Below are 12,600 nucleotides of genomic sequence, written 5' to 3'. Positions count from 1 at the left end.
TTATATAACTTACACAAAGTGCTGAAATATGTCGGGAAATACTTTCGGAAAGCTGTTTACGGTCACCACCTTTGGTGAAAGCCACGGCGCCGCATTGGGCTGCATTATAGACGGATGTCCTCCGGGGCTGGAGCTGTCGGAAGCGGATATGCAGGCCGATCTTGATCGCCGAAAACCGGGTACTTCTCGCCATACCACTCAGCGCCGGGAAGCCGACGAGGTTCGTATTCTCTCGGGTGTGTTCGAGGGCAAAACCACTGGTACGCCGATCGGATTGATCATCGAGAACACCGACCAGCGCTCCAAGGATTACTCCAAAATTTCCGAGCAGTTCCGGCCTGCGCACGCGGATTACACCTACCACCATAAGTACGGCAATCGGGATTATCGCGGTGGTGGGCGTTCTTCCGCTCGCGAAACGGCGATGCGCGTCGCGGCCGGTGCCGTGGCTCGTAAGTTTCTGGAACAGCGCTTGGGCATTCGTATACGCGGGTATCTATCGCAGCTGGGTCCTATCAAGGTTGATAAGCTGGATTGGGGGCAGGTTCATCAGAACCCGTTTTTCTGCCCGGACGCTGACAAGGTGCCGGAAATGGAGGCCTTCATGGACGCCCTTCGAAAAGAAGGAGATTCCATCGGCGCTCGAATCAACGTGGTGGCGGAAGGTGTACCGCCAGGGCTGGGTGAGCCTATCTTTGATCGCTTAGATGCTGATCTGGCCCATGCCTTGATGAGTATTAACGCAGTAAAAGGTGTCGAGGTTGGTGCAGGTTTCGGGTGCATCGAGCAAAAGGGCACGGAGCACCGGGATGAGATGACTCCGGAGGGCTTCTTGTCCAACGAAGCTGGTGGTGTGCTTGGCGGTATTTCATCCGGGCAGCCAATCCTGGCCAGTATTGCATTGAAGCCGACTTCCAGTTTGCGTTTGCCGGGCCGCGGCATTGATGTACATGGCAATCCGGTTGAGGTGATTACAACCGGTCGTCACGATCCGTGTGTTGGTATTCGGGCCACTCCGATCGCTGAAGCCATGATGGCCATTGTTCTTCTGGACCACTATTTGCGCCATCGCGCTCAAAACGGCGACGTTGAAGTGTCCACTCCGGTTATCGGTCAGCTTTGATCGAAGGGAGGCGACACCATCTACTGGCGGCTGTCTAACCTCTACTTCTGGTTCTTTGCCCTCTTAGGAGGGCTTTTGCCTTACTGGTCCCTCTATCTGGAGGGGCAGGGCTTTTCCTATCTGCAAATCGCCACACTGATGGCGACCATCCAGCTGACCAAGATTGTGGCCCCCAGTCTTTGGGGGTGGCTCGGCGACCGAACCGGGCAGCGCGTGCGTCTGGTTCGCTTCGGGGCAATAACAGGATCTATTTTCTTTGCTGGCGTCTTTCTGGAGCCCGGTTTTTACGGTCTGCTGCTAGTGATGTTGGTGTTTACCTTCTTTTGGAACGCCATTCTTCCGCTTTATGAGGTCATCACCTTGCGGGTGTTGGGGGCCCATAAAGACAAGTATGGCAAAGTTCGCTTGTGGGGATCGGTTGGCTTTATCGGTGCCGTCGCGTTGGTGGGCGCGCTGTTAGAATGGGTTCCCATCGAATACCTCCCGTGGTTGCTGCTACCGGTTTTCGTCGGAATCGCAGCGTCGGCATTTTTAGTGCCCTCGGAGCGCGGCGCTCGTGTGGAACGCGCGCCGAAAGGCAGTTTAAAAGCGATTATCAGTCACCCCGCTGTTATTGCGTTTTTCGCAATGAACTTTCTTTTGCAGGTATCGCACGGCGCTTACTACACCTTTTTCAGTATTCACCTTGAGCACCATGGCTACGGCAAACTATCGATTGGACTGCTCTGGTCGCTCGGCGTGCTGGCGGAAATTGTTTTGTTTTTAGTGTTGCACCGTATAACGCGAAACTTCTCGGTGCGTCAGGTGGTGCTGGGCGCTTTGATGTTGACGATGATTCGTTGGGCGCTTATCGCCGAGCTGACGGCCGTGGTTCCGGTTCTGATTGTTGCTCAGTTGTTACATGCCGCTTCGTACGGTGTGTTGCATGCGGTTTCGGTGCAGTACGTTCAAGGTTTTTTCGGCAAGCACCACCATGGGCAGGGGCAGGCGCTCTACAGTGGACTGACCTTCGGCGCGGGCGGTGCACTGGGCGCCTGGATGTCCGGGTTTCTGGTGGACGGCTTTAGCACAGCTGCGGCTTTCTGGGGCGGTGCAGGGGCTATGGCCGTGGCAATTGGCGTGACCTGGTGGGGGTTGAAACCCCCTCCTGAACAGAGTTGATGCGCCAAGGCTATGGCGGTGAATCTGAATCCTCTTCCTGGTCTTCCAATTGCAGCGATAACCCGATTCCCTCAGAGCTCGCGGGTGAACGCGAGACTGCGCTACGAGCTTGCGGCGCAGTCCGGCCATGAAGTTTGATCTTGAGCCGTAAGTTGTTCGCCGAGTCCGCATTTTTCAGCGCATCTTCTTGGCTTATTTTTCCTTCCATCCACAGATTGAACAGTGCGTGATCGAAGGTTTGCATGCCAAGGTTGGTGGATTTTTCCATGATCTCTTTGATGCCGTCTATCTCTCCGCGAAGAATGAGTTCACTGATGGTTGGCGTGCCCAGGAGGATCTCGATGGCTGCACAGCGTTTTTTATCAACAGTCGGAACCAGCCTCTGAGATACAAAAGCCCGAAGATTCATCGAAAGATCCATTAACAGTTGGTGACGGCGTTCTTCCGGGAAAAAGTTAATGATCCGGTCCAGGGCTTGGTTGGAGTTGTTGGCGTGCAGCGTGGAGATGCATAGGTGTCCGGTTTCGGCGAACGCAAGGGCGTGCTCCATCGTTTCGCGATCGCGAATCTCGCCAATCAGGATCACGTCCGGAGCCTGGCGCAAGGTGTTCTTGAGCGCTTGTTGAAAGCTGCGGGTATCAACGCCAACTTCACGTTGATTAACAATGCTTTTCTTGTGTCGGTGTATGTATTCAACCGGATCTTCAATAGTAATGATGTGCCCGGCTGAATGGGTGTTGCGGTGGTCAATGAGCGCGGCTAGCGAGGTGGATTTGCCAGAGCCCGTGGCACCGACGAACAGAACCAATCCACGCTTGGCCATCACCACATCTTTGAGGATGGGGGGTAAGCCCAAGTCGTCAACATTGGGGATATCGGTAACGATGTTTCGGGCAACAATGGAGATTTCATGTCGCTGTCGAAAGATGTTGATCCTGAAGCGGCCTACGTTGCGAATGCTGTAGGCGAGATTCATTTCCATTTCTTGCTCAAATTCAGCGCGTTGGTCTTCATCCATGATCGACCAAGCGATTTCTTTGATGACGCCTGGCCCAAGCGGCGTTCGGTCAATAGGTTTGAGTGTGCCGTGAAACTTTGCGCAGGGCGGGGCGCCGGTGCTCAGGTACAGATCGGATCCATCGTGTTTGGCCAGAATTTTTAGGTAATCGTCGAAGCCCATGAAAGCTCCTGTAATCATTTGGTGTTAGTTTTACAGCTCACTTCTTCTTCCTTAACGATATCGAGCATGGCTTTGGCGGCCAGGCTTAATTGGCGCCCTGACAAACCGATTGCGCCCAGCACCCGGCTGACCGAGAAGCCGGTCTGTAAGGTGTGCAGGCTCTTATCCACCATGCTCAGTGGCAACACGCTCCAGCCTAAGCCAACACTTGTCATCATCTTGATGGTCTCAAGATAGTTTGTGGGTATTTGTTGTTTAAGTGGGAGGTTGGCCTCCAGAAACAAGCGGCTCACGGTGCGATAGGTGGCTGTTGTCGTGTCCGGCAATAGTGCGGGGTACCTTGCCAGCTCTTTAAGTGTAGTCGTTTTGTCGGCAGTTAACTCATGATCTGTACCGGTTACAAATGCCATGGGGTCGGGCCACTGTTGGTATACCCTGAACTGGCTTTCCATGCTGTCGCTGAGGGTGACGAACGCGAGTTCTGCGTTGCGTTTTAACATTTGGCTGTAGGCTGCGTCGGATTCCATGAATTGCAGGTTTATAGAAACCTCCGGATACTGTTTTGCGAAGCGTCGCAGCCAGTTTGGCAGGTGGTGCAGGCCAATATGGTGGCTGGCGATGATGTTGAGTTCGCCGGTTATGGTGCCGTCATCGGAGGCTAGAGCGGCTTTGGCGTTGTGAATGTCGTCGAGTATCTGACGGGCGTGAGGAAGTAACCTCGCGCCGGCTTCTGTCAGGCGAATTTCCCGGTGGCCCCGTTCGATCAGTTTGGTGCCGAGTTGCTGTTCTAAGGTGGCCAGGCGTTTGCTGACGGCCGGCTGGGTTAGGTGCAGTGTTTCTGCGGCCTCGGAGAAAGAGCCTTGGTCTACGATTGTCAGGAATGCTTTTAGGGAGTTTGCGTCCATCGTTGTCTATTTTCTCCGCGTCAATTAGGGCTTGGGTGGGAGGTCTTGGCTTACGGGGTGCCGTTTCAAAAACCGCTACAAGCACGTCCGTGTGCGCTTCTCTCCGGCCATCCATGGCCTACGAAATTTTTGAAACGGCACCACGTAAACCAATCCCCAGACTTGCGTAGGTGGATTCTCGATTGGCGATGCCCCGTTTGAAGTTGGGGCGCGGGTGGTTGGGAGGAGCTATCGCCAGAGCTCGAGTGTCCTGTCGATTTATAGCGAAAACTATCATCGATAACCAGTTGGAATGCAATGAATGAAAAACATGAATTGGGGTTATTGGAGTCAAGATAGTATGATGGTTGCACTTAAGAAAGAAACAGAAACCCCCAGAGAGTGAGAGAGAACCATGGCGGGCAAAACCTTATACGACAAGTTGTGGGATGACCATTTGGTCAAACAGCGCGATGACGGTTCAGCATTGATCTATATCGATCGCCAGTTGCTGCACGAAGTTACATCTCCCCAAGCGTTTGAAGGGCTTCGGTTGGCTAACCGTAAGCCGTGGCGCATTGATGCGAACCTCGCAACGCCGGATCACAACGTACCGACCACAGACCGTGACAAAGGTATTGATGGCATTGTTGATCCCGTGTCGCGCACGCAGGTCGAAACGCTCGGCAAGAACTGCGATGAGTTCGGTATTCTGGAATTCAAGATCAAAGACATTCGCCAGGGGATTGTTCACGTTATCGGGCCAGAGCAAGGTGCCACTTTGCCGGGGATGAGCATTGTCTGTGGTGATTCCCATACCTCGACTCATGGCGCTTTCGGTTGTTTGGCGCATGGTATCGGCACGTCTGAAGTTGAACACGTATTGGCCACTCAGTGTCTGGTTCAGAAAAAAATGAAGAACATGCTGGTCAAGGTGACCGGTAAGCTGGGCGCAGGTGTGACCGGCAAAGACGTGGTGTTGGCGATTATCGGTAAGATTGGGACCGCCGGCGGCACGGGGTACGCGATTGAGTTTGGTGGTGAGGCCATTCGTGGTTTGAGTATGGAAGGCCGGATGACCATTTGTAATATGGCCATCGAAGGTGGTGCCCGTGTTGGCATGGTGGCGGTTGACGACACCACGATCGACTACGTTAAAGGTCGCCCGTTTTCGCCCAAGGGGGCAACCTGGGATAAGGCCGTGGAATACTGGCGCACGCTGCGCAGTGATGACGACGCTGTGTTCGACAAAGTTGTCGAAATCGATGGCACTAAAATCCAGCCTCAGGTGAGCTGGGGCACGTCTCCAGAGATGGTGGCAGATGTGGGTGCCAATGTGCCTGATCCTGCTAAAGAAGAAGACCCCATCAAGCGCGAAGGGATTGTTCGTGCTCTTAAATACATGGGTTTGGAGCCGAATCAGAAGATTACCGACATCAAGTTGGATCGTGTGTTTATTGGCTCTTGCACCAACAGTCGCATTGAAGATCTGCGCGAGGCGGCCGCAGTTGTTAAGGGGCGCAAGGTTGCCGCCGGTCTGAAGCAGGCGATGGTGGTGCCGGGGTCTGGCTTGGTGAAAGAGCAGGCCGAGAAGGAAGGTCTGGACAAGATCTTCATCGAAGCGGGTCTTGAATGGCGTGATCCGGGCTGCTCCATGTGTCTGGCGATGAACGCCGACAAGTTGGGGCAGGGCGAACATTGTGCGTCTACGTCAAACCGTAACTTCGAGGGGCGTCAGGGCTTTGGCGGGCGCACTCATTTGGTGAGTCCGGCGATGGCGGCCGCGGCTGCGGTAACGGGGCATTTTGTTGATGTCCGTGAGTTGATGAACTGATCCACAGGAGAGACACCATGCGAGCATTTACGCAACATCAGGGCATTGTTGCCCCCATGGACCGTTCCAATGTGGATACGGACATGATTATTCCCAAGCAGTTTTTGAAGTCCATCAAGCGCACAGGTTTTGGCCCTAATTTGTTTGATGAGCTGCGTTATCTGGACGAAGGTAAGCCGGACCAGGATTGTGCAGGCCGCCCGCTGAATCCTGATTTCGTGTTGAATCAGGAGCGTTACAAGAATGCCAGCGTGTTGCTGGCGCGCACCAACTTTGGTTGTGGCTCAAGCCGGGAGCACGCTCCCTGGGCCCTGGATGATTTCGGTTTCCGAGTCATTATCGCGCCGAGTTTTGCTGATATCTTCTATAACAACTGCTTTAAGAATGGCTTGTTACCTATTGTTCTTGAAGAAGAAGTTGTTGACAGACTGTTTGAGAGCGTTGAGGCGAATGAAGGCTATCAGCTGACGATTAATCTTGAAGCGCAGACGGTTACGACTCCTGAAGGAGAATCCTTCAGCTTTGATGTCGATAATTTCCGTCGTCATTGCCTGCTTAATGGTCTGGATGATATTGGCGTAACCCTTGAGGACGCGGATGTGATCAAGGCTTATGAAGATGCGCGTCGCCAAACGGCTCCCTGGTTGTTTAACGCTGGAAATTGATTAAAAAGGATTCTGATATGTCTCGTAGTGTTTTGTTGTTGCCGGGTGACGGCATTGGCCCCGAAATTGTGGCAGAAGCGGAGAAGGTTCTGCACAAGGTGAACGATAAGTTTTCCTTGGGTTTGTCATTCGATACCGCACTCGTAGGCGGCGCGGCGCTTGACGCCGAAGATACTCCGTTGCCAGCCGATACTCTGGATAAGGCCCGCAAGGCCGATGCGATCTTGCTTGGCGCCGTGGGTGGTCCCAAATGGGACAGCCTGCCGATGGCGAACCGCCCGGAAAAAGGGCTGTTGGGTTTGCGCTCCAATCTGGAGTTGTTTGCGAACTTGCGTCCGGCCATTCTCTACCCGCAACTGGCTTCAGCGTCTTCGCTCAAGCCCGAAGTGGTCTCCGGTCTGGATATTCTGATTGTTCGTGAGTTGACCGGTGGTATCTATTTCGGCCAGCCACGCGGTGTTCGTCAGCTCGAAAGCGGCGAGCGTCAGGGTTATAACACTTATCAGTACACCGAGTCTGAAATCCGCCGTATCGGCCGTGTGGCTTTTGAGGCTGCCCAGCAGCGCGGAAAGAAACTGTGTTCTGTGGACAAGGCGAATGTGCTGGAAGTGACCGTGCTGTGGCGCGAGATCATGGAAGAGCTTAAGAGCGAGTATCCGGACGTCGAGCTGTCTCATATGTACGTCGATAACGCCGCTATGCAGTTGGTTAAAGCGCCTAAGCAGTTCGACGTGATTGTGACTGGTAACATGTTTGGTGATATTCTTTCTGACGAAGCTGCAATGCTAACCGGCTCAATTGGTATGTTGCCGTCCGCTTCGCTGAACTCCGAGAAGCAAGGTATGTATGAACCTTGCCACGGTTCGGCGCCGGATATCGCCGGGCAGGGCATTGCGAATCCGCTGGCCACGATCATCAGTGCAGCAATGATGTTGCGGTACAGTCTGAATGAAGACGCCGCCGCAGCAGCTATTGAAGCTGCGGTCAGCAAGGTGCTGGACCAAGGTTTGCGTACCGCCGATATTATGTCTGAAGGCGGCAAGAAAGTTTCGACCCGTGAAATGGGCGAAGCCGTTCTAAACGCACTTTAATCCAGGTTCAGAAACCGAGGCCCGATGGCGGCGGGATGCAGCCGCTGCGGGATCATCCATCCTGTCCTTGCCAGCGATAACGGCAGTGGGCGGGCATAATGTGAGATTCAAAGGTCGCACATGAAGCGAGTTGGACTTGTAGGTTGGCGTGGCATGGTGGGGTCTGTCCTCATGCAGCGCATGCGCGAAGAAAACGATTTTGCTGACATCGATCCGGTGTTCTTCACCACATCCCAGGCCGGTAAGCCGGCTCCGGATGTCGGGAAAGACGGTGTGCCAGCACTTCAGGATGCATTTGATATCGACATCCTGAAAACGATGGATGTGATTGTCACCTGTCAGGGTGGAGACTATACCTCCGCGGTGTACGAGAAACTCCGTGACGCGGGCTGGCAAGGTTATTGGATTGATGCAGCTTCAACGCTGCGTATGGCCGATCACTCTGTCATTGTTCTGGATCCTGTTAACCGCAACGTTATCGATGAAGCGCTTGAGAAGGGCGTGAAGGATTACGTGGGTGGAAACTGCACTGTAAGCCTGATGATGCTGGCTTTGGGCGGACTGCTCGAGCAAGATCTGATCGAGTGGGTGTCCCCCATGACCTATCAGGCGGCATCGGGTTCCGGCGCACAAAACATGCGTGAGCTGCTCAACCAGATGGGTGCGTTGAATGACAGCGTTAAGCCGGAGCTGGAAGATACCTCGTCTGCTATTCTTGAGATTGACCGTAAGGTGACCGACACCATGCGTTCGAGCGAGTTTCCGACCGAACACTTCGGTGTTCCGCTGGCGGGCAGCTTGATTCCGTTTATCGACAAGCAGCTTGATAACGGCATGAGCAAGGAAGAGTGGAAAGCGGGTGTTGAGACCAACAAGATTCTTGGTCGCAGTGGTAATCCGATTCCTATTGACGGCATCTGCGTTCGCATTGGGGCCATGCGCTCTCACAGTCAGGCGTTGACCATCAAACTCAAGAAAGATCTGCCGGTTTCCGAGATCGAAAGTATTTTGGCAAAAGGCAACGATTGGGTGAAAGTCATCCCGAATGATCGCGATGCGACCATGCAGGAGCTGACCCCAACCAAGGTGACGGGTACATTGAGTGTGCCCATCGGACGTATTCGTAAGCTGGCCATGGGCCCTGAATACATCTCCGCGTTCACCGTAGGTGACCAGTTGCTGTGGGGCGCGGCAGAGCCGCTTCGCAGAATGCTGAGAATCCTCCAGGAACGTTAAAAAATGTTACAGATTGGTCATTAATGCCAACTGTGTCCGGTTTTTCATAAGCCGGTTCGGGGCGGGTGCTGATTTCAGTGTCCGCCCCTGTTATTTTCAGGGACACTAATGAGTTCCATGGGAGTGGTGAACTAATGGCGCAAGGAATGCGGCTGATTGATTGATAAAAGAGGTTTTATCAACAATACTCCCAAACTATAAAAAGACGAAAGTCATCCAACCTCGTCCGATTCTGTTGAAATTCAGCAGTCAAAGAATAACGGAGACTGGAAAGGAAAAAGCATGAAGGTACGCAAGCTTGCGGTTGCCCTGGCGTTGGCGGGAGGGCTCGGCTCGGGCATGGCTCAGGCCCTGGGGCTGGGTGAAATTGAGATGCAGTCGTGGCTGAATCAGCCGCTGGATGCTGAAATTTCGTTGCGACAAAGTCGTGGAGTTGATCCCGGTGACGTCTTCGTTAACGTGGCTCCTGAAGCTGCTTACCAACGAGTCGGCCTGGAACGTCATCAGTTTCTGAGCAAACTGAAATTTGAAGTAGTGACCGAGGCCGACGGTAATCTCGCGATCAATGTGTCCTCACGAGAACCTTTCCGCGAACCTTACCTGAATTTCCTTCTTGAACTGACCTGGCCGAATGGCCGCTTGATGCGCGAGTACGCAGTACTTGTCGATCCTCCTGTCTATGCGGAAGAGTCGGGCGTCCGGGAGCAGGTGATAGCACCAACTTCGGCGCCGCAGCGCAGCACCGCTGCGCGCACCAGCCGCAGTGCGGAGTCTGTTCGTCGCCAGGCCGCCGTTCAGAATTCACGTTCGTCCGGTTATAGCGCCGATAGTTTTGGGCCAACAGGGCCTTCCGATACCCTTTGGACCATCGCGCAGCGAATGCGCCCCAATAATTCAGTGTCGATGCAGCAGATGATGCTGGCAATCCAGGACAAAAATCCGGATGCGTTTATTGGTGGGAATATCAATCGCCTGAAGCGTGGTCAGGTACTTCGTGCCCCAAGTCTCGCTGAAATTGAGCGCCGTAGTCAGGCAGAGGCCTCTCGGGTTGTCGCAAGACAGAACGAGGAGTTGAAGTCGCCGCGGCCCGTGGATGCTACGCAAACGGCTGAACCGGCTCCGAAGCCGAGCACACAGCCGCAAGCAGCAGATTCCGGAGCGGAGCTTCGCCTTATCGCCGCAGATGAATCCGAGGCCCGTACTCAAGAACAGGGCGGATCTGCCGGTGGTGATGGTGCCTCTGAAGGGGGGGTGGATGCAGGTTCTGCCGTGGCTCTGGAAGAGTTGGAAGCCACTCGTCGTGAAAACGAAGAACTGAATTCCAGGCTTGAAGATATGCAGGCGCAGGTCGAAACGCTTCAGCGTCTCCTCGAGCTTAAGAGCACTCAGCTTGCTGATTTGCAGGGTGCAGTTTCCGAAGATCCAGCCGCCGTTCCGGGTAATCTGGAGGGTGGCGAAGCCGGTGTGTCTGAAGGCGTTGCCGATGAAGCATCCTCGGCGGAGGCAGAGTCTGCCGAAAACAACGTCGGTGAGAGTTCCGATGTTCAGGCTGGCGGTGCTGAGGTAACAGACGAAGACATGGCCGCGGAAGCTTCCTCGGAACGGGAAGTCGCTGACGCCCAGAGCTTGGTTCCAGGTGACGACACTGCACAGGAATCAGCGACGGCACGGCAGGGTGAAGCGGAAGCCGAAATCACTACGTCGGAATCTGCAGGTGAACAGGCGAATGATGCAGCCGAAATAGAAGCATCGGATTCGGGTGAGATGGCCGAGCCGGTGGCGAGCACCGCCGCTGCCGACGAGCCCCAAGCCCAGCAGCCGGTCGCCAGCGAGCCGGCGCAGGAATCTAAAAAAGGTTGGTTGGGTCAGTTTATGGATTCGGTCGTCGGGAATCCGATGTACCAGTTGGCCCTCGGCGGCGGGCTGATCCTTCTTCTGCTCCTTCTTTTGGTGGTAGCGCGTCGGAACGCAACTCGTGAAAAGGCGTTCTATGATCAGCTGAATGCTGAAGATGATGGCGACACAGAAGGCTTTGAGCTGACTCCTGCTGTTGAGCAAAACCAGGTGAAAGCATCACCTGGGGGTGATGAAGTATTGGCGGAAGCAAACAGTTATATTGCTTACGGTCAGCATGAAAAAGCGGCCGAGGTTCTGGAAACCGCAATTTCGCGTGAACCCAGCCGAACGGATCTGCGCCTGAAATTGCTGGAGACCTATGCCGACGGCCAGGATTATCAGTCTTTCGATAAGCAATTTGGCGAAGTAGAAGCTTTGGGCGATGACGAAGCTCTGGCGAAAGCTACGGTTCTCAAGCAGCAGCGTGAAGAGACCGAGGCCATGCCGAGCATCGATGATCTCGAAAATGAGCTTCGTTCCGATTCCTTGGCTGGTTTCGCTTCCGAAGCCTACGTTGACGAGAATGAGCCCGAGGTGTCCTCAACACCTTTGGACGATGATGCCGGTGAGCTAGATCTCGAGGATGAGTTTGAGGATGAAAAGGCGCGGGCTGGTTCACCCGATGACCCGATTGAATACGATCTTTCGGGTATTGCTGCGCTGGATAGCTCGGATGAATCAACGGACACGGCTGACGAAGAATCCGACTTCTCGTCCTTCGAAATGGATGTTGAGGCGGATTCGCAAGTTGATAAGCCGGATGATGTTTTGGGTGAAGATGAATTCAGTCTCGATTTCGAGCTGAGTGAAGAGGATGAGGCTGTATTTGGTGCAGGTGAGTCTGAAGATGCGCTTGACCCGGAGCTCGATTTGACCGAGAGCCTGGACCTGGATGGTGAGCTGGATGATTTAGGTGCGTTATCCGGAGAGTCAGGCGATAAAGCCGATAAGGAAAGTGAGTTGGTTTCGTTGGCTGACGACTCGGAGGACGATTCTGCTCTTGATGAGTCTTTCCTTGACGAATTGGATGCCGAGCTTGATAAGGTCGGGGACGACAGTGAAGCCGAGGCTTTAGATTTGAGTGAAGCCGGCCTCGACGACCTCGAACTGGATGTTTCCGATGAAGACTTGGCCCTGATGGATGAGTTCTCGGAGCTCGATACGGCCGACGCTTCAGAAACGGCTGAGAGCTCGTTAGACGAAGAGTTGGGCCTTGAAGACGCTCTGGATGAGCTGGATCAGGGCGATGCTGAGGAAGTGCCTTCTCTGGATCCCGACGTTGATGTGCGGGAAAGCGAGAGCGGAGTGTTGTCCGGCCTCGATATCGAGGACGCCGATCTTGGTGACGACGATGACTTCGATTTCCTGGCAGGCACGGACGAAGCGGCGACCAAACTTGATCTGGCACGAGCCTACGTTGAAATGGGTGATGGCGACGGTGCCAGAGACATTCTCGAGGAAGTTGCACTGGAGGGTAACGACGAGCAGAAGGCTGAAGCGCAAGAGCTTCTTAAAAATCTCTCCTGATTC

At 54.2% G+C, this 12,600-nt stretch carries 9 protein-coding genes; 7 read left to right on the top strand and 2 right to left on the bottom strand.

Going from position 1 to position 12,600, the window contains the following annotated elements; translation table 11 throughout:
- The first annotated feature begins 28 nt into the window (after positions 1–28).
- Both aroC and Q9245_RS01005 read left to right on the top strand, forming a co-directional pair.
- On the top strand, positions 29–1,123 hold the full coding sequence (gene aroC, locus Q9245_RS01010) for a chorismate synthase (RefSeq protein ID WP_305895415.1): 1,095 nt from the start codon (positions 29–31) through the stop codon (positions 1,121–1,123).
- Between the two features lie 75 nt (positions 1,124–1,198).
- The gene (locus Q9245_RS01005) at positions 1,199–2,284 is read left to right on the top strand and encodes an MFS transporter (protein ID WP_371824776.1); all 1,086 of its coding nucleotides are present in this window, start codon (positions 1,199–1,201) and stop codon (positions 2,282–2,284) included.
- A 10-nt stretch (positions 2,285–2,294) separates the two neighbouring features.
- On the opposite strand, the gene Q9245_RS01000 is transcribed toward Q9245_RS01005, so the two are convergent.
- Entirely contained in the window at positions 2,295–3,464 is a 1,170-nt protein-coding gene (locus Q9245_RS01000; RefSeq protein ID WP_305895414.1) for a PilT/PilU family type 4a pilus ATPase, read from the bottom strand.
- A 14-nt stretch (positions 3,465–3,478) separates the two neighbouring features.
- The gene (locus tag Q9245_RS00995; protein WP_305895413.1) at positions 3,479–4,369 is read right to left on the bottom strand and encodes a LysR family transcriptional regulator; all 891 of its coding nucleotides are present in this window, start codon (positions 4,367–4,369) and stop codon (positions 3,479–3,481) included.
- A 394-nt stretch (positions 4,370–4,763) separates the two neighbouring features.
- Between Q9245_RS00995 and leuC the strand changes: the two genes are divergently transcribed.
- From leuC to Q9245_RS00970, 5 genes are all read left to right on the top strand, one after another.
- Positions 4,764–6,182, top strand: a complete 1,419-nt coding sequence (gene leuC / locus Q9245_RS00990; RefSeq protein ID WP_305895412.1) for a 3-isopropylmalate dehydratase large subunit — start codon at positions 4,764–4,766, stop codon at positions 6,180–6,182.
- 17 nt (positions 6,183–6,199) lie between these two features.
- Positions 6,200–6,847, top strand: a complete 648-nt coding sequence (gene leuD, locus Q9245_RS00985) for a 3-isopropylmalate dehydratase small subunit (RefSeq protein ID WP_305895411.1) — start codon at positions 6,200–6,202, stop codon at positions 6,845–6,847.
- Between the two features lie 17 nt (positions 6,848–6,864).
- On the top strand, positions 6,865–7,938 hold the full coding sequence (gene leuB, locus Q9245_RS00980) for a 3-isopropylmalate dehydrogenase (protein WP_305895410.1): 1,074 nt from the start codon (positions 6,865–6,867) through the stop codon (positions 7,936–7,938).
- A gap of 120 nt (positions 7,939–8,058) precedes the next feature.
- Positions 8,059–9,174: an aspartate-semialdehyde dehydrogenase gene (gene asd, locus Q9245_RS00975; protein ID WP_305895409.1), complete on the top strand. Its 1,116-nt coding sequence runs from the start codon at positions 8,059–8,061 to the stop codon at positions 9,172–9,174.
- A gap of 282 nt (positions 9,175–9,456) precedes the next feature.
- Positions 9,457–12,597 carry a FimV/HubP family polar landmark protein gene (locus Q9245_RS00970; protein ID WP_305895408.1) on the top strand — a complete coding sequence of 1,047 codons (3,141 nt, stop codon included), beginning with the start codon at positions 9,457–9,459 and terminating at the stop codon, positions 12,595–12,597.
- Positions 12,598–12,600 lie beyond the last annotated feature (3 nt).

Source organism: Marinobacter sp. MDS2 (assembly GCF_030718085.1).
Taxonomy (GTDB): domain Bacteria; phylum Pseudomonadota; class Gammaproteobacteria; order Pseudomonadales; family Oleiphilaceae; genus Marinobacter.
The sequence above is the reverse complement of the archived record's forward strand: the minus strand, read 5'-3'. Positions and strand labels throughout refer to the sequence as shown.